The 18237-nt window shown below is 68.3% G+C and carries 16 protein-coding genes; 12 read left to right on the forward strand and 4 right to left on the reverse strand.

Features of this window, described 5'->3' with window-relative positions:
• Positions 1-35 precede the first annotated feature (35 nt).
• On the reverse strand, positions 36-1817 hold the full coding sequence (locus tag ABD116_RS33800) for a hypothetical protein (protein WP_343979929.1): 1782 nt from the start codon (positions 1815-1817) through the stop codon (positions 36-38).
• A gap of 253 nt (positions 1818-2070) precedes the next feature.
• On the opposite strand from ABD116_RS33800, the gene ABD116_RS33805 reads away from it, so the two are divergent.
• The 11 genes from ABD116_RS33805 (at position 2071) to ABD116_RS33855 (ending at position 15727) form a co-directional block, all read left to right on the forward strand.
• Positions 2071-3351: a toxic anion resistance protein gene (locus ABD116_RS33805; RefSeq protein WP_343979932.1), complete on the forward strand. Its 1281-nt coding sequence runs from the start codon at positions 2071-2073 to the stop codon at positions 3349-3351.
• Between the two features lie 94 nt (positions 3352-3445).
• Positions 3446-4024, forward strand: a complete 579-nt coding sequence (locus ABD116_RS33810) for a hypothetical protein (RefSeq protein ID WP_343979934.1) — start codon at positions 3446-3448, stop codon at positions 4022-4024.
• Complete coding sequence (locus tag ABD116_RS33815) at positions 4021-5544, forward strand: AAA family ATPase (RefSeq protein ID WP_343979937.1); 1524 nt, start codon at positions 4021-4023, stop codon at positions 5542-5544. Before ABD116_RS33810 ends, ABD116_RS33815 begins: the two co-directional genes overlap by 4 nt.
• A complete protein-coding gene (locus ABD116_RS33820) occupies positions 5541-6869 on the forward strand; it encodes a hypothetical protein (RefSeq protein ID WP_343979940.1) in 1329 nt (442 codons plus the stop codon). The genes ABD116_RS33815 and ABD116_RS33820 overlap by 4 nt, the downstream gene beginning before the upstream one ends.
• The gene (locus tag ABD116_RS33825; RefSeq protein ID WP_343979944.1) at positions 6866-7849 is read left to right on the forward strand and encodes a glutamate ABC transporter substrate-binding protein; all 984 of its coding nucleotides are present in this window, start codon (positions 6866-6868) and stop codon (positions 7847-7849) included. The genes ABD116_RS33820 and ABD116_RS33825 overlap by 4 nt, the downstream gene beginning before the upstream one ends.
• Positions 7849-8973 carry a hypothetical protein gene (locus tag ABD116_RS33830; RefSeq protein WP_343979946.1) on the forward strand — a complete coding sequence of 375 codons (1125 nt, stop codon included), beginning with the start codon at positions 7849-7851 and terminating at the stop codon, positions 8971-8973. Before ABD116_RS33825 ends, ABD116_RS33830 begins: the two co-directional genes overlap by 1 nt.
• Positions 8970-11351 (forward strand): serine/threonine-protein kinase, encoded by a 2382-nt coding sequence (locus ABD116_RS33835; protein ID WP_343979949.1) that lies wholly within the window; start codon positions 8970-8972, stop codon positions 11349-11351. The genes ABD116_RS33830 and ABD116_RS33835 overlap by 4 nt, the downstream gene beginning before the upstream one ends.
• Positions 11348-12415 carry a protein phosphatase 2C domain-containing protein gene (locus tag ABD116_RS33840; RefSeq protein WP_343979952.1) on the forward strand — a complete coding sequence of 356 codons (1068 nt, stop codon included), beginning with the start codon at positions 11348-11350 and terminating at the stop codon, positions 12413-12415. Before ABD116_RS33835 ends, ABD116_RS33840 begins: the two co-directional genes overlap by 4 nt.
• 39 nt (positions 12416-12454) lie before the next feature.
• Positions 12455-13732, forward strand: coding sequence for a vWA domain-containing protein (locus tag ABD116_RS33845; RefSeq protein WP_343979956.1), 1278 nt, complete (start codon positions 12455-12457; stop codon positions 13730-13732).
• Positions 13729-14439 (forward strand): FHA domain-containing protein, encoded by a 711-nt coding sequence (locus ABD116_RS33850; protein WP_343979959.1) that lies wholly within the window; start codon positions 13729-13731, stop codon positions 14437-14439. The genes ABD116_RS33845 and ABD116_RS33850 overlap by 4 nt, the downstream gene beginning before the upstream one ends.
• A 55-nt stretch (positions 14440-14494) precedes the next feature.
• Positions 14495-15727, forward strand: coding sequence for an epoxide hydrolase family protein (locus tag ABD116_RS33855; RefSeq protein ID WP_343979961.1), 1233 nt, complete (start codon positions 14495-14497; stop codon positions 15725-15727).
• Here ABD116_RS33855 and ABD116_RS33860 read toward each other — a convergent pair.
• The 3 genes from ABD116_RS33860 to ABD116_RS33870 all read right to left on the reverse strand — a co-directional run bounded on the left by ABD116_RS33860 (position 15687) and on the right by ABD116_RS33870 (position 17595).
• The gene (locus tag ABD116_RS33860) at positions 15687-16130 is read right to left on the reverse strand and encodes a hypothetical protein (protein WP_343979964.1); all 444 of its coding nucleotides are present in this window, start codon (positions 16128-16130) and stop codon (positions 15687-15689) included. The two genes, ABD116_RS33855 and ABD116_RS33860, sit on opposite strands and share 41 nt — an antisense overlap.
• A gap of 199 nt (positions 16131-16329) precedes the next feature.
• Positions 16330-16479 (reverse strand): hypothetical protein, encoded by a 150-nt coding sequence (locus ABD116_RS33865; protein WP_343979967.1) that lies wholly within the window; start codon positions 16477-16479, stop codon positions 16330-16332.
• Positions 16480-16662: 183 nt separating this feature from the next.
• On the reverse strand, positions 16663-17595 hold the full coding sequence (locus ABD116_RS33870) for a GNAT family N-acetyltransferase (protein ID WP_343979970.1): 933 nt from the start codon (positions 17593-17595) through the stop codon (positions 16663-16665).
• Positions 17596-17806: 211 nt separating this feature from the next.
• Here ABD116_RS33870 and ABD116_RS33875 point away from each other — a divergent pair, with 211 nt between their 5' ends.
• Entirely contained in the window at positions 17807-18235 is a 429-nt protein-coding gene (locus ABD116_RS33875) for a guanyl-specific ribonuclease (protein WP_343979973.1), read from the forward strand.
• The last annotated feature ends 2 nt before the right edge of the window (positions 18236-18237 follow it).

The raw sequence follows: 18237 nt of genomic DNA on the forward strand, positions 1-18237 counted from the left end.
ACCCACCGTTGCTTCCCGATCCTTCCCGCCGTTGCTCAGTCGTTGCGCGGGTCCGACGTACTGACTGTCCGGTAGGACTCGTAGAGGAGCTTGGCGTTGCCGTCCGGCAGGAGGAGGTCGAAGGAGCCGCCGTTGTGGGAGGCGATGGTGGACTGGTTGGACAGCCAGACGCCGTGGCCGCGGAGCATGGCGAACATCGCGTTGATGTAGAAGTCGGTCCAGGCGCCGTCCTCGTTGCCCTGCCAGTCGATGTCGATCGTGTCGTTCCACTCGGTGTCCGCGAGCTTCACCTGGTCGGCGATCGGGAAGCCCTCGTCGGTCAGGCCGGCGAAGGTGGTGGCGATGAACGCCCCCAGCTGGTCGTAGAAGGCTCCCCACGCGTCGATCCGGGCCTGGGCATGAGCCTGGGTGTCGTTCTCGGCCGAGGTCAGATAGGTATGGGTCGAGACGAAGTCCGGGATCCAGTCACGGTTCTGGCCGTTCGCCAGGTAGTCGGCCTTCGTCGCGGCCAGCCACGTCTCGACGTTGGCCAGGGTGCTCGCATCGGTGTTGGCCACGCCGGGCCCACCGATGAAGATCTGGTGGCCGAGCGTACGGGCGTAGGCCTTCAGCACTGGTGCGTTCACCCAGAGCTCGTCGTGGTACCGCTGCCCGGTCATGTTGCAGTAGTGGTCCGGCTCGTTGCCCAGCTCGTAGAGCCTCACCCGGCTACCTGCGGTCCGGATGATCCACTGCTGCCAGGCAAGCGACCAGGCGTCGGGTGCTGTCGCGCACTGCTGGTCCCAGATCGGTGGCAGGCCAATCAAAGGCTCCGCGCCGAGCCGGCGGATCCCGTCGATGGCTGTGTTGAACTGCGCCTCCGTCTGGCAGTCGGTCGGGCGCAACTCACACGGTGGCTTCCACATCTGCCACTTGATGACCCGGATCTTGGCGGCCATGACGTTGGCACCTGCGGTGGCGTTGCTGATCGCAGTACCGCCGTCCATGTCCCAGGCGCCGATGTGCGAGCCGTAGATGAGGTTCTGCGCCTCGAAGAGCGCGCCGCGCGGGTCCGTCGCCTTGGTGGCCGTCGTGAAGGTCGCGTCGGCGCCAGTGAGACGCCCACCGGAGTTCTGGCAGTTCAGGCGGTAGTGGTACGTCGTACCAGCCTTGAGGCCGGTCAACTTGGCCGACACGTCCGCTGTGGCTGCAGCGTCCGGCGTAGCCGCGGAGTACCGCCTGGAGGTGCCGTAGTCGAAGTGGCAAGTAGTAGCCAGGCCGCGCGGATCCACAGTCCCGGTGACCACAGCCGTCGTACTGCGAACCTCCCGGGCCGGCCCCGTCGTCACCACGGGCGGCAACTCGGTCGGTGCCGTCCACTGCACGTCGTCGAGGTACACGCGCCCGCTCCACGAAGCGCTGTCGACCTCTATGCCCAGGTGGTGGATGTTCGGCACCGATGGCACCGTGAAGGTGACAGTGGTCCACTCACCCGGCCTGAGGTCCACCTTGTCGCCGAAGTGCTCCAGGAACGCGTCGTCGGTCACGTAAGGCTTGACCTCGAGCGTCCTGGCGTTCCTGGGCGCATAGACGTAGTACGTCACCACGGACCCGACACCGAGTCCGGCAGGCTTGGCGGGCGACTGGAAGCCGGGGTACTCGTCCCCTTCCACCGGCAGCGCCAGCGACCGGTCGCCGCTGCGGGCGGCTGTCGTGGAGTTCACCGGAGCCGCGTCGCCCCAGTCCAGGCTCCACCCCTGGAGAGTTCCGTCGTCCCAGTCATAGCCGGGGTCGGTCGCGGCTTGTACCGCGCGGCCCCCGGTTGCGGTCAGCAGCACCGCGATCAATGTTCCTATGAAGACGAGTGTGAACAAACGGATGTTCACTCCACGCTGTAACCGTTTCATCGAGGCCCCCCTCGGTCAGTCACCGATTCTGGATCCGTGATCGCTGTCTGGCAAGGAGCTGGTCACGGATCGGGGAAGGTTCCCCGCAGATGACCGGGAACCGCGTAGATTGTGTGCGCGTCACGGAGTGTGTGACAGGGGACGCGGGCCCGAGGCTCGCGGTAGGCCACCGAGGGGAACGACGATGACCGAAGCTGACAACACACCAGGCGCCGCAGCAGCACCGGCGGCGGCACAGCAAGCTGCCGCTGCACCGGCTATGTCGCCACTGCAGCCGCCCACCGCGACCGCGCCTGGCCTGATACTAACCGCGCCGGCACCGACACAGCCAGTAGCTGCCACCGCAGCGCCCAGCCTGGCCCCGGCGGTCGACCCCGCCGCGCTGCCCGGCCTGGACTCGAAGGTCGACTCGTTCCTGACCTCGCTGATGACGGCCGCGCCGCGCTCGCCGGAGTTCGCCCAGAAGGCCGGCGACGTCCGCAGCATGGGAGACGTCGACATCCGGCACGCCGCGGAGAGCTCGAACCGGCTGCTGCAGTCGCCGGTCAAGGCGCTGACCAGTGGCGGCCTGTCCGAGGGCTCGACGGTCGGCAAGACGCTGCTGGAGCTTCGGCGTACGGTCGAGAACCTGGACCCGAAGGAAGCCACCGGCCCGAAGAAGCTGCTCGGGATGATCCCGTTCGGGGACAAGATCGAGGACTACTTCCGCAAGTACCAGAGCGCCCAGAGCCACCTAGAGGGCATCCTGCACTCGCTGCGCAACGGCCAGGACGAGCTCGGCAAGGACAACGCGGCGCTGAACCTGGAGAAGCAGCAGCTCTGGGACGCGATGGGCCGGCTGAACCAGTACGTGTACGTCGCCGAGCGGCTCGACGCGCGACTGTCGGCGACCATCGCCGAGCTGGAGGCGACCGACCCGGACAAGGCCAAGGCGCTGCGCGAGGACGTCTTGTTCTACGTCCGTCAGAAGCACCAGGACCTGCTCGTCCAGCTGGCCGTGTCGATCCAGAACTACCTGGCCATCGACATCGTGATCAAGAACAACATCGAGCTGATCAAGGGTGTCGACCGGGCGTCCACGACGACCGTCTCGGCGCTGCGGACCGCGGTCATCGTGGCGCAGGCACTGGGCAACCAGAAGCTGGTGCTGGACCAGATCACCGCGCTGAACACGACCACCAGCGGCATGATCGAGCGCACCTCGCAGATGCTGCGGGACAACTCGGTCGCGATCCAGCAGCAGGCGGCGTCGGCGACCATCGGACTGCCGCAGCTGCAGGCGGCGTTCGCGAACATCTACGCCACGATGGACGCGATCGACACCTTCAAGTCGGAGGCACTGGACAACATGGCGGCGACCATCGGCACCCTGGAGAACGAGGTGACCAAGTCCCGCAGCTACCTGGACCGGGTCGCCAAGCAGGACCAGCGGGTCGTCTCGGGCACGCTCGACCTCGGCCGCTGAGCACAAGTACACAGCAGGTACGCCGGAAGCAGCCGGCCGGGTGCAGGTGAGGCCCGGTCCGGCTCTGTTGACCACAGAAGCGGGGACTGACTGCATGGCGCTGGGTGACTTCTTTGCGCGGCTGACCGGCCGCAAGGCGGAGCCCGAGCCTGCCCCGATCCCCCGCGCGCCGACCAACGACGACCTGTTGCAGTCACTGGTCAGGGTCGAGCAACTGGTCGCGGACGGCGCGGTACCGGCCGTGGTGGCGTCTCGGGTGAACCGGGTGGTCCGGATCGTGCGGGAGACCATCCCGCGACTGGGCAACCTCGGCGGCAGTGCGCAGGCGTACTCCGTGATGGCGACCGCGACGGACTACCTGCCGGAGGCCATCGGGGGCTACCTGCGGCTGCCACGCCAGTGGGCGGACAGCCGGCCGGTGGATCGCGGCAAGACGTCCCTGATGATCCTGATCGACCAGCTGGACCTGTTGGGGTCGACGATGGACAAGGTCTTCGACGCGGTGAACCGGGCGGACGCGGCGGCGCTGATCGCCCATGGCCGGTTCCTGCAAGAGAAGTTCGGTACCGGGTCGACGGGTGGCAGTCTCGCCCTCGGCCCGACGGAGTCGACACCACCACCGGACACCGGGTCCGGCCCACTGCAACCACCACCTGGACGAGGAGGCGCATGAGCGGCGCGGGGGGTACTTCGCTGCAGGACGCACTAGCCGGCCTGCTTGCTGTCGCTGTGCGTGCAGGTGTTGACGAGTCGGTCGCCCGTGCGGAGGCTCTCTCGCTGGCCGCTGCCCTGGCCGAGTCAGCCCCAGGCGCTCCCGCCGACTGGGCCGCTGTAACCCCGGGCTTCGGCACCCAGGACTTCTTCGACGCAGCAGTCCGCGGCCGCCGCTGGCGCGGCGCACCCACCGCGGTGCTGACCGACCTCGTTGCCCAGGGCTCCGCCGAGAAGGTCCCCTACGCAGTAGCCCTGGCCGAGGTGGCCTCAGCAGCCTGCTCGCTAGGCGAACCGACCATGCGAGTCATCGGCAACGCCTCGGTAGCAGCTGCTGCGCAGCTACAAGCAGCGGGCGCAAGGCGCCTGGAAGTAGGCGGAGCTCCCGGGTTGCTGGGCGGAACGCCAGGACTGCTCGGCGCGAATGCACCCGGGAGCGACAGCGCCGAAGGCGCTGGAAGCGGGCGTGGCCCCGCGGGGCCGGGCGCGGGGACAGGCATCGGCGCCGTGGCGAGCGCGACGCAGCCCGCCGTGGAGGCGGAGCCGGCTGTGCCGGAGCGGTCGGTTGAGGAGTTGCTGGCTGAGCTGGATGAGCTGACTGGGTTGGCGAAGGTCAAGCGGGAAGTGCATCGGCAGGTTGCTGTGCTCCGGGTGGAGAAGTTGCGGGTCGAGGCAGGGCTCAAGAGTCCGACGATCACCCGGCACCTGGTCTTCACGGGTAATCCGGGCACGGGTAAGACGACAGTGGCCCGACTCGTGAGCGGGATCTACAAAGCGCTGGGGCTGCTCTCGAAGGGACAGTTGGTCGAGGTGGACCGGTCCGAGTTGGTGGCTGGGTATTTGGGGCAGACGGCTACCAAGACCGCCGAGGTGGTTGCGTCGGCGGCGGGTGGGGTCTTGTTCATCGACGAGGCTTACAGCTTGACGGCGGGTGAGTTGGGGGCGGACCAGTACGGGCGTGAGGCTGTGGACACGCTGGTCAAGGAGATGGAGGACCGGCGGGACGACCTGGTCGTCATCGTCGCCGGCTATCCCGAGCCTATGGAGGACTTCATCGCGGCGAACCCAGGGCTGGCCAGCCGGTTCCGGACCACGATCGCGTTCGAGGACTACACCGACGACGAGCTGACCGACATCCTCACCGGCCTGGCCGAGGGCGCCGACTACGAGCTGACGCCGAACGCGCTGGACGAGTTCAAGGTGATCCTCGCGTCGACCCGGCGGGACCGCTCGTTCGGCAACGGCCGGTTCGCGCGCAACATGCTGGAGGCCGCGATCGGCCGGCACGCCTGGCGGCTGCGCGACGTGACGGCACCGACCACCGAGCAATTGCGTCAGATCCTCGCCGAAGACCTGACCGACGAAGAGCCAGAGACCGCAGTACCGGACAAGCCGGCCGTCGCGGCAGAGCTGGACGATGCAGTACCGGAGCAGCCCGTAGTACCGGATGAGCCTGAGGACGAGCAAGGAGAGACGGCGTGACACAGACAGCCAGTGCGCCACCCGCGACCAGGTCGCCGGTGGTCCCGCAGGCCGCGACGCCGGGCCTGCCGACGCCGCCGCCGGCCCAGCAGCGTCAGAGCGGCCGGGTCGCCCAGCTCTTCGAGGGCACGCCCGGGCGGATGCGCGCGATGCTCATCGTCGCCGCGGTGTTCAGCGTCGTCTTCGGCTTGACCGCGGCACAGGGCTTCAACCAGTCCGACGGAGCGCTCAGCCGGGCAGAGGCGAACACTGCCCAGCTGGTCCGGATCCAGGCGATCCACACCAACCTGGTCAGCGCCAACGCGGACGCCACCAACTCCTTCCTGGTCGGCGGCCTAGAGCCGCCCGCCCAGCGCCAGCACTTCACCGACGCGATGACGACCGCCGCCAAGCTGATCTCCGAGGCCGCTACCGCGCAGCCCGCCGACCAGAAGGCACTGGGCGAGCTCAACGTCACGCTGCTCACGTACCAAGGCCTGATCGAGCAGGCGCGAGCCAACAACCGCCAGGGCCTGCCCCTGGGTTCCCAGTACCTGAAGGACGCCAGCGCAACCCTGCAGGACGACTCCCTGCCGCTGCTGAACGCGCTGGTCGACGCCAACCAGGCCCGGGTGGACACCGAGTTCGACGGCGTCAGCAAAGGCAACATCTGGTTGATTCTCGGCGGCCTGGTCGCCTTGGCCGTACTGGGCTTCGCCCTGTGGTGGCTGGCCAAGCGCACCCACCGCTACCTGAACCTGCCGGTCGCAGCAGCCGCCGCGCTGGTCCTGCTCACCATGGTCGTCGGCGGCGCCTCACTTGCCGGCGCATCCAGCTCGGCCAAGGACACCAGGAAGAACGCGTACGCCGACACGCTCGCCCTCTCCCAGGCCCGGATCTCGGCGTACGACGCGAAGTCGAACGAGAGCCTGACCCTGATCGCGCGTGGTTCGGGTGGCACGTTCGAAGAAGGCTGGAAGGCGTCGGCGAACAACACCAGCGACCGGCTCAGGGACGTCAGCAACGTCGCGCCCGGCCTTGGCTCGGCCTGGGACAACTACCGCGAGGTGCACGTCGAGATCCGCGGGTTCGACGACCGCGGCGACTGGGACAAGGCGGTCGACCGGGCGATCGGGTCCGCCAACGGGACGTCCAACGCGACGTTCAAGACCTTCGACGACCAGTCGGCCGGCAAGCTGGCCGACTTCAGCGACCAGACCCGCGCCGAGCTGACCGACGCCCGCGACGGGCTGCCGCCGATCGGCTGGCTGGGCCTGCCGATCGGCATCGCCGCCGCCCTGCTCGCCGCCTGGGGATTCTCCCAGCGACTGGAGGAGTACCGATGAACAAGACCCGCCTGATCGCCGGCACAGTCGCACTCCTCTTCGCCGCCACCGCCTGCGGCTCCAGCTCCTACGACGCAACCCCGGTCCCGACCAAACCGGCACCGACCCCGGCCAAGCCGGCCACTCCCGCTGCCCAGGACTGCACCAACGCACTGCAGTCCTACGCGCCGGCCGAACCGCTGCCGACCCCTGGTGGGGAGATGCCGGCCGGCTCGACGATGGCCAAGATCAAGGAGCGTAACCGGCTGATCGCCGGAGTCTCGGCCGACAGTCTCAACCTGGGGTCGCGCAACCCGATCACCGGCGTGATCGAGGGCTTCGACATCGACATGATCAACGCCGTCGCGGCCGCGATCTTCGGCGAGGCCAAGGGACACGTCGAGTACCGGGTGATCTCCAGCCCGCAACGGATCCCGTCACTGAAGAACAAGACGGTCGACATCGTGGCGCGCAACATGACCATCAACTGCGCCCGCTGGAAGGAGATCGCCTTCTCCGCCGAGTACTACCACTCGGGCCAGAAGTTGCTCGTCCAGCGCGATCTGAAGGTCGAGAACCTGTCGCAACTGAGCGGCCAGAAGATCTGCACACCGGCCGGTTCGACCAGCTTCGACAACATGGTGAAGGCGAATCCCAAGATCATCCCGGTCACCGCGGACACCGACACGGGCTGCCTGGCGCTCTTCCAGCAGGGCAAGGTCGTCGGCATCTCCGGTGACGACACCGTGCTGGCCGGCGACGCCGCTCAGGATCCGTACGCCCGGGTGACCACCGCCGCCAAGATCAGCGACGAGCCGTACGGCCTCGGGATCAACAAGGACCAGGTCGACTTCGTCAGGTTCGTCAACGGCGTACTGGAAAAGATGAAGACGGAGCCGGCCGGCAACACGGCGTGGCAGGCGTCGTACAAGCGGTGGCTTGAGCCTGCGCTTGGTAAGGCGACGCCGCCGGTGGCTGTCTACGGGAGAGTCGCGCCGTAATGACAGTTGGTACACCGACGGCCAGTGCGCCGTCTCCTCCGGGTCGGATCGGCAGCAGCATTCCTGCCAAGGAGCTGCTGGCGTTTCTGGACGCCTTGGGTAGTTGGCGGGATCGGCGGCGGGCGGAGCTGGACGAGCTCGACCAGGCGGCGCTGAACTCGGCTGACGCCGACGCGTTGAGTGGCGACATCGTGTTGTCGATGGCGGTCTGGAAGGCGGTCTCGGACCGGTACGAGCTGATCCTGGTCACCTGGGACTCCGGCCGGGTCGGGACCACCGAGACCGAACGGATCTCGACCCTGATCTGGGGCGGCCTGGACACCGGCGGCGCGGCCGGCTCGCTCGCGGTTTCGTTGCCTGAGGCATGCACTTTGTCGGACGCGCTGGCGTCGACGCTGCGGGCCAAGCTCGCGCTCGAACCCGGCGACGCCGACCTGGCCGCACGTCTGCGCCAGCTGCGCGCGGGAGTCGAGCGGATCAACGACCTGGTCGCGATCGAGCCCGCAGCGACCCGCAACGCGGCGATCGCGACGCACCACGATCTCGACCGGCGTACCACCGATCTGACCGAGCGGGCCAAGCGTGGCGCGGATATCGGCGGGCTGATCGGCCCGCTGGAGATCGACGCCGCACATGCCGAGCGGGACCTCATCGTCGGGGCTGCGACCCGGCGCGAGCGCGCGGCCGACGTGGCCCGGGCTCGCGCGGTACGGACCGAGCTCGAAGCGCAGGGGCAGGCTGTACGGACGCTGGCCGATCGCTGCGTCGCCGCGGTCACACCGGCGCCACGGCTCGCAGTACCCGATGTCACCGCGTTGGGGCCGGTGCCGAACACACCGGCCGAGTTGGAGAAGTACCTGACCCGGCTGGACGCAGTACGGCGTGCACTGGGGCAGGCGCAGACGGCGTACGGCTCCGCACTGGAGCGCAAGGATGAGTTGGCCGGGCGGCTGGACGCGTATCAGGTGAAGGCCGGCAGCGTCCCCCGGAGCAGTGGAACGACCGAAGACCTGGCAGAGCTCTACCGACGCGGCCGTGAGGTGCTCGACGCGGAACCAGTTGACCTGGTTCGGCTCGGCGCGCTCGTTGCGGCGTACCAGACGTATCTGGGAGTGACGACATGACGACCAACGCCTGCAAAGAGCCGGGCTGCACCGGCACGATCGTGGACGGCTACTGCGATGTCTGCGGTACCCCTGGAGGTACCTCCTCCTCGGGTCTGCCGCCGGTATCGGCTGTCACCGGACGGCCGGGCATCTCCGGAGCACCCACGGCTACTGGCGCCTGCCAGCAACCTGGTTGCTCCGGGACGGTAGTGGACGGGTACTGCGACGTCTGCGGCACACCTGCCGCTGGATCCAGCTCAGCAGCGCTGGACCCGATCAGTACCGCCTCGACGGTCTCCCGTGCGTCCAACCGCCTGGCCTCGACCCCACTGGGTTCGGCCCGGGCGACAGCGGCCGGCTCCAAGCTCACCCGCAAGCTCGGTACGTCGTCCACGCGACTGCGCGGAGCGCGACTGGGCGCCGGCCTGACCCAGGTACCGCCGATCCCCGCGATCGACGCCAGCAAGGCGATCCTCAAGAACCCGATGGTCCCCGAGGAGCGCCGCAACTGCCCCAACTGCGGCAACCCGGTCGGCCGCTCGCGAGGCGACCAGCCGGGCCGTACCGACGGCTTCTGCCCGAAGTGCCGCAGCCCGTTCTCGTTCTCGCCCAAGCTGAAGGACGGCGACCTGGTCGGCGGCCAGTACCTGGTTCGCGGCTGCCTGGCGCATGGTGGCTTCGGCTGGATCTACATGGCCCAGGACCAGAACGTGTCCAATCGCTGGGTGGTGCTGAAGGGCCTGCTGAACTCGGAGGACCCGGACGCCGTCGCGGCCGCGATCGCCGAGCAGCAGTTCCTGGCCCGGGTCGAGCACCCGCTGATCGTCGAGATCTACAACTTCGTCACCCACGACGGCGCCGGCTACATCGTGATGGAGTACGTCGGCGGCACCTCGCTGAAGACCCTGCTCAAGCAGCGGATGGAGGCCAACCGCGGCCAGTACGACGCGCTGCCGATCGACCAGGCGATCGCCTACATGCTGGAGATCATGCCGGCCTTCTCCTACCTGCACGACCTCGAGCTGGTCTACTGCGACTTCAAGCCGGACAACATCATCCAGGTCGGCGACGCGGTCAAGCTGATCGACCTGGGCGGCGTGCGGCGGATCGACGACATGGACTCGGCCATCTACGGCACGGTCGGCTTCCAGGCCCCTGAGGTGGCTGAGGTCGGCCCGTCGGTGGCGTCGGACATCTACACGCTCGGCCGGACGCTGTGCGTGCTCGCCTTCGAGTTCCGCGGCTACCAGTCGAAGTACGTCGCCACGCTGCCCCCGGTGGCGGAGGTGCCGCTATTCCAGAAGTACGACTCGGTCTACCGGCTGCTGGTGAAGGCCTGCGCGCCCGACCCGGCCGACCGCTTCGTGTCGGCTGACGAGTTCCGGGTGCAGCTGCTCGGCGTACTGCGGGAGGTGGTGGCAGACAAGCAGGGTGTGAAGGCTGCGCAGCACTCCACCTCGTCACTGCTCTTCGGCAGCCCGGGCGACCTCGCTGCCGGTCTGGGAGACCAGGCGGAGCTGTGGCGGCGGTTGCCGTCGCTGGTGCGGGACGAGAGCGACAAGATGGCCGGCTGGCTGAAGACCGTGAGCGTGCCCGACCCGGAGCAGCGGCTCAATCTGCTGGTCGATGCACCCGAGTCCTCTGCCCAGATCCTGCTGGAGATCGCGCAGACCTCGCTGGAGATCGGCCCGTCGCGGTACGACATGGTCGACACCGCGGTCTCCGACCTCCTCGCGGATGACCCGTGGGAGTGGCGTGCGGTCTGGATGTCCGGACTCGTCGCGCTGGCTCGCAACGACGCCGCTACGGCTCAGTCGGCGTTCAACGCGGTCTACGGCCAGGTACCGGGTGAGTTGGCGCCGAAGCTCGCGCTGGCCGTCTCCTGTGAGGCCAGCGGCGAGTACGACGTCGCCGAGGGCCTGTACCTGACCTGTGCCCGTACCGACGCCAACTACATCGCCCCCTCGGCCTTCGGGCTGTCAGCGATCCGATCGACTCGGGGTGACCTCGACGGCGCGGTCGCCGCGCTCGACCTGGTACCGCCGACCAGCGGGTCGTATGTGCGGGCTCGCCGGGCGCGAGCCGGTCTCCTGGCAGGATCGGGGCGTGGACTGTCTGCGTTGGCCGAGGCCATGAGCAACATCGAGAGCGTCACGATCGACCCGGTCGACCGGGCGAACCTGACCGCGAGCATCTTCCGGACCGCGCTGGCGGAGGTCCTCGGCAGCGGCCCACAGCCGGGGCTGAAGATCGCCGGCCGGGAGGCGGTCGAGCCGGACCTGCGGGACGGGCTCGAGGCGGCCTACCGTGAACTCGCCGGCCACGCGCACAGCCAGCAGGAACGTGTCGCCCTGGTCGACCTGGCCAACGATGTTCGAGGATGGACGCTGCGATGACGAGTACGACCCAGACGGTCTGCCCCAGCTGTGGTGGACCGATCTCCGACGCCGACCGCTTCTGCGAGGCGTGTGGGGCCGAGCTCACTCCGGCCGTCCCGGCTGCGGCCACACCGGCTATCGACACGGACACTGAGCCGACGGTCGAGCTCAACCCGGGTGCTGCGCGCGGTGCGGAAGCGCTGCCCGGCCCTTGCCGCTCCTGCGGCGGCACGATCGGCGCCGACGGGTACTGCGAGACCTGCGGCACCAAGGCGACCAAGGCGCGCGACCACTTCAGCGAGCAGCCCGCTCCCTGGGTGGCCGCCGTCTGCGACCGCGGGATCCGGCACAGCCGCAATGAGGACGCAGCGGCGATCGCTGCCGACCCAGAGCCGGGTAGCCGCGCCATGCTCGTGGTCTGCGACGGGGTGAGCTCCTCGCTCGACTCCGACGTGGCCAGCCTGGCCGCTGCCCGCGCAGCGCGTGACGTACTGGCTGCTGGTCATGCGCAGGGGATGGGAACTGAGTCCTCCCGGAACAGTGCGGTCATCGCGCGGCTCAAGGCTGCAGCGGATGCCGCTAGCGACGCAGTACTGGCGAACACCTCGCCGGACAGTCCTAACCCGGCTTCCTGCACGTTCGTGGCCACTGTGCTCGAGGGCGACCTGCTGGTGGCCGGGGTGGTGGGTGACAGCCGGGCGTACTGGTTCCCGGACAACACTGAGGCTGTTGCGTTGACTGTGGACGACTCCTGGGCTGCTGAGTTGATCGCTACCGGCGTACCGCGGCATGAGGCCGAGACGGGTCCGCAGGCGCACGCGATCACCCGCTGGCTCGGCAAGGACGCTCCGGACCACACACCTCGTACTACGTCGCTGAAGGTGGCCGGGCCGGGCTGGCTGGTCGTGTGCTCGGACGGGCTCTGGAACTACTGCTCCGAGGCGGCACCACTCGCCGACCTGGTACGTCAGACCGCTGCAGCCAATGCGAACGAGCCATTGGCCACGGCGTCCGCACTGGTCGACTGGGCCAACGCCCAGGGCGGCCAGGACAACATCACCGTCGCACTCGCTCGTATTTGATCTTGCTCCGCTAGTCGCCGTATTGAAAGGACGCCTGAGATGGCCGAGTTCTCCGCCACCGTGTACCAGAACGAGTTCCTGCCCGACGGCGGCACAGATGTGCACGCGATCGTCACGGTGTCCTGCAGCGGCGCGGGCTCGGCCGGCCAGAGCGGCAGCGGCGACGCAGGCGAGATCATCATCGTCGACACCTCCGGCTCGATGGGCGCCGAGGGCGTCCGGGCCGCCGCCTTCGCCGCGCAGACCGCGCTCGACCAGATCCTCGACGGGGTCTGGTTCGCGGTCATCTCCGGCAACGACCGGGCCCAGCTTGCCTTCCCGCCGTCGCCCGAGCCGGTGATGGTGAAGATGGACCAGTTCACCCGGCAGGCTGCCAAGGACGCGGTGGCCCGCTTCTACGCCGACGGCGGCACCGCGATGGGCACCTGGCTGCGGCTGGCCTCGCGGGTCTTCGCGACCGTGCCGTCGCTGACCCAGAAACACGCCCTGCTGCTCACCGACGGCGAGAACCAGCACGAGACGCCCGAGGCGCTGACCCAGGCGATCCAGTCCGTCACCGGCCAGTTCCAGTGCGACTGCCGCGGTGTCGGCGTCGCCTGGCAGGTCGACGAGGTACGCCGGATCGCGACCGCCCTGCTCGGCACGGTCGACATCATCCCGGCGCAGGACCAGCTCGCAGCCGAGTTCGCCAAGATCATCCAGAACGCGATGAGCAAGGGTGTCGCGCAGGCCGACATGCGGGTCTGGGCTCCACAGGGCGCGCAGGTGCTGTTCGTACGGCAGGTTGCCCCGACAGTGGATGACCTGACGTCCCGGCGTACCGAGGTGAACGCGCTGACCGGGTCCTACCCGACCGGCTCGTGGGGCGATGAGTCCCGCGACTACCACGTGGCCATCCGGCTCGCTGCCAAGGGCATCGGCCAGGAGCAGCTCGCTGCTCGGGTGCAGCTGGCACTGGGCGACCAGGTGGTGGCACAGGGGCTCGTACGGGCGCTGTGGTCCGAGGACGAGGCTCTGACCACCCGGATCAGCCCAGAGGTCGCCCACTACACCGGGCAGACCGAGCTGGCCGATGCGATCCAGGAAGGCCTTGCAGCGAAGGCCGCCGGCGACACGGTGACGGCTACTACCAAGCTGGGCCGGGCAGTGCAGCTCGCCGCGCAGACCGGCAACGAGGAAGCGACCACGCGGCTGCGCAAGGTGGTCGACATCGACGACCAGGACAACGGCACCGTACGGCTCAAGCGGACCGTCGAGAAGGCTGACGAGATGGCACTCGACACCGCCTCCACCAAGACCACCCGGGTGAAGAAATGACCTCAGCGACGTGTCCGAGCGGGCACCCGTCCGTCTCCACCGACTACTGCGACGTCTGCGGCCTGCCGATCGGGGCAGCCGCTACACCGTCGGCTGCGTCGGTGCCGGCGCCCGCCGTGGCGGCTTCTGGACCCACCACGCAGGCCTGCCCGAACTGCTCGGAGCCGGCCGCCCCGGACGCGCTGTTCTGCGAGAACTGCGGCTACGACTTCACCACGGGCACCATGCCCCGGCCGGCGTCCGCACTAGACCTCGGTACGCCGCCTCCGGTACCTCCTGCGCCGCAGGAGGTCGCCGACTGGGTGGTGGAGCGCTGGGTCGACCCGGACTGGTACGAGGTCCAGCAGAGTGACGACCCGTGCCCGTCCCCTGGTCTGCCCGTGGTCATCCCGGTCACCGCGAAGAGCGTCCTCGTCGGTCGCCCCTCCAAAAGTCGCGGCATCACTCCGGAGATCGACTGTGGCGAGGACACCGGGGTCAGCCGGCGCCAGGCGCAGCTCACCACGGACGGGCAACGCTGGTGGGTTGAGGATCTGCAGTCCTCCAACGGCACCTTCGTCGGGCCGTCGTCCGGGCCGCTGCCCGAGGACCCGATCAGTCCTGGCCAACGGCGGGAGCTGAACGCCGACGATCGTGTCTATGTGGGTGCTTGGACGCGTCTCGTAGTACGGAAGTCGACTCCGGAGGAGCAGGCCGGCCAGGCCTGAAAGACGATCGCAGTAGCGGCCAGAAGCTGGCCGCTACTGTTCATACCGTTGTCTCATGACGACGGAACAGAGCGAGATTCAGACCTTCCGGATCGAGATTCCGCAGAATGAGCTCGACGACCTGCGGGCCCGGCTACTGGGCGCGCGCTGGCCGGCGGCGCCTCGGGTCGACGACTGGAGCCGCGGCGTACCGACCGGGTATCTGAAGGAGCTGGCGGAGTACTGGGCCAACGGCTTCGACTGGCGGGCGCAGGAAGCGGCGCTCAACGAGATCCCGCAGTTCGTGACCGAGATCGACGGGCAGCGGATCCACTTCTTCCACCAGCGCTCGGCCGAGCCGGACGCGACGCCGCTGATCCTGACGCACGGGTGGCCGGGGTCACCTGTTGAGTTCCAGCGGCTGATCGGGCCGCTGACTGACCCCGTTGCGCATGGCGGTGACGCGGCGGACGCGTTTCATGTCGTCGTACCGTCGCTGCCCGGGTATGGGTTCTCGAACCCTCTTGGCGAGGGTGGGTTCAACCTGTTCGGGGTGGCGCGGATGTGGGCGTCGTTGATGAACCGGCTCGGCTACGAGCGGTACGCCGCGCACGGCACGGATGCTGGGTCGGGGGTGGCCGGGATGCTGCCGATGGTGGATGCGGAGCATGTGATCGGGATCCACCTGGCCGGGATTTCTGCGTCGACGCCGTTCGGCGATCCGATCGCGCTTGATGGGTTGAGTGCTGCCGACCGGGTGCGGGCCGAGCGGTTCAACGCGTTGATGGACGAGGGGTTCGGCTATCTGGTCCAGCAGATGACGCGGCCGCAGACGCTCGCGTACTCGTTGAACGACTCGCCGATCGGGCAGCTGGCGTGGATCGTGGAGAAGTTCGCGGAGTGGACGGACCCGGCGTACAGGTTGCCCGAGGAGGCCGTCGACCGCGATCAGTTGCTCACCAACGTCAGCCTGTACTGGTTCACCGGCTCGGGCGCGTCGTCGGCGCACGCCGTCTACGAAGGAATGGCCGCCTGGAAGGCCCTGGCGACCCAGAGCTGGGGCTCGGGCGACGACGCGGGGCAGGGCTGGGGCGACTCCGGCGACCGGGGCTCCGACGTCGGCGAGGTCGCTGGGCCGCCGACCGGGGTGGCGGTGTTCGGGAACGAGACGGCGATCAAGAGCCTGACCGATCCGGCCGGCAAGATCGAGCACTGGGTCGAGTACGAACGCGGCGGTCACTTCGCCGCGATGGAGGTACCGGACCTGCTCACGGCTGACCTGCGAACCTTCTTCCGCCCCTTGCGCTGAACCACTCGATCCCCGCCCCACCGAGGACGATCGGCAACGGCCAGCTCCACGGACGACCAGCCACATTGACCACCAGAACCGCCGTCCACAAGGCGATCCAGCTACCGCCGTACCCGCGAAGCACACCCCGATACCAAAGCTCACCCGTCGACTCCGCGGCCCGCTGACCGAGCCACACGAACAGGTACGCCGCGATCGACAACGGCCAGAACACCCACAGCCGCCCCCAGTCGTACGGCACCATCACCAGCGCCGTCAGACAGATCAACGCCACCGCCCAGTGAAAAATCTCCCCGGCCCAGTTGAGCCGCCGCACCCGCAACGTGACAACGACCGCCAGTGGCCCGAACACAACCCCGACCAGCCCAGCCACCACATGCAGAATCAGCGCAATATCACGCATCAGCACAACAACCTGACATGTCAGCGAACCATAGTCCTCCCACCCCGCCCCGTCTCCCCCTCGCACCCGAAATCCCCCGCCGGCGCCCAGCACCCCTCGCCCACCCCTGGTGGGCTTGAACACCAAATGGCGACCTTGAACAAGCAATACGGTGTCCAAGCCCACCGGATGGTGTTCAAACCCACCAGAAGTGCGCGGCTCACCCCGACGTCGGCTCACCGAGGTACGCCGAGCCGACGGGCACGACCATCAGGTCGGCCGGAGACCGACGTCGGAGGCTGAGGGGCGTACCGCAGGTCTCGTCCGAGGCAATCCCCAGCGGTGGATGACGTACGACCTGAATACGCACGCCACCCACCATCGCGCGCGTCCACGGAGACACACCAGACCAGGCAGACGCGATTGGAGCCCGCCCCCAAGCCCGGCTCCACAACAACCCGCTATCACCAAGCGGGCGTGCGAAGCAGCCCGCGCCCCGGGGCGGGAGCTCAGCGCCGTGGGAGCGAGGAAGGAGCCGAGCGTGGGGAATCGGTTAGCGGATGGGGTAGCTGGCGACCATTCTTACTGCGTGGTTGCGGTAGCCAAGCCGTTCGAAGCTGGCCGCCATCGGGGTGTTGGTCAGGTCGGTGTCCGCGCGGATGCGGTCGGCGCCAGTCTCGGCCAGGAGGTGGGTGATCTCGGCCAGGAGGTCGTCGCTGTAGCGGTGGCCTCGGTGTTCGGGCAGTACGCCGAGGTAGCCGACGACCGGGCCGCCGTTGTTGGCCGACGGAAGGGCGAAGCCGACCAACGAGCCAGAAGCGTCATAGGCCAGGCGCCACCACGAGCGCTCCCCCGGCATCGACTGGTAGATCTCCAGGTCCTCCTTCGCCGCGCCCTCGACCCCGACCCGCGCGACCGCCCGCGCAGTCGCCGCATCGAGGCTGCCTTCGATGACACGACGGAAGACGTCGAGGAAGGCATCGTCGTCGGCCGGCTCGAAACGCAACCGGGTCGACCGGGCCGGCAATCCATCAGCCGGCGTCCACTCGTAGCGCAAACGTTCAGTCAGCTGAGACAACCCAGCCGCCCCAGCCGCCGCCAGTCGCGGCTCCAACGCGTCAACGACGGAAGGCTGATCACGCCAGCCGTTGGGCAGGAAGATGTGGTACTCCGGCTCCTCCCCGTCCGTCGGGAAGGTGTCCAGCGCATGCCGGATCAACGAGCTCCAGACGGCAACGCGGTCGACACCCGGTACGGCGTACAGGCCGTCGATGCTGAACGGATGGGCGAACTGCTCCATCCCCCACCAGATGGCGAGGGCGATGATCTTGCCGTCCTGCTCGGCAACCCAGGACCACTCGTGGCGGTAGGCGCCGGTGAGCAGGTAGGAATCCCACCGCTCCCGCGTGACCGTGTTGAGCGACTGGTCGGCGATCAGGGTGTGGATGGTGTCGAGGTCGGACTCGACGGTAGTACGGATCTTCACAGGTCCTCCAGAAAGGAGGCGCGCGATTCCGCTCAGTGCGAGCTGGACGAGCGGATCAGGCGCGCCGGAACATGAGCTTTCATCGGTCGCTCCTTCCACTCGAGGGGTCGTTCTCGCCACGCAGACACTAGAGCCCGCCCGAGGTCATAGTCCACCGATTATTCATGGTTGAGATGTACCGGCGTCGTTTGCCACGGGAAAGCTGAAGGGCATGCGAACGCCCACCGCACACAAGTTCAGCGCGCTAGCCGCCGTCGCCGTCTTCTCGATCGGCCTGACCGCGACCCCCGCGACCGCCTCAACAACAACCCAGACCCGGTACGCCGTACCGTCCGCCGTCACCGCGATCCCCTCCTGCGGCCTCAGCACCCTCCCGTCGGAGGCGGCGACCACCCTCCGCCTGATCCACGCCGGCGGCCCGTTCCCGTACAGCCAGGACGGCACCGTCTTCCAGAACCGCGAGGGGATCCTGCCCGCCAAGCCGAGCAGCTACTACCACGAGTACACCGTGAAGACGCCCGGCTCCTCCACCCGCGGCGCCCGCCGGCTGATCGGTGGTGGCGCCCTCACCACGCCCGTGTCGGTGTACTACACCGGCGACCACTACGCGTCCTTCTGTCTGGTGAACGAGAACGGCTGAGA

This window comes from Kribbella koreensis, from assembly GCF_039525325.1.
Classification (GTDB): domain Bacteria; phylum Actinomycetota; class Actinomycetes; order Propionibacteriales; family Kribbellaceae; genus Kribbella; species Kribbella koreensis.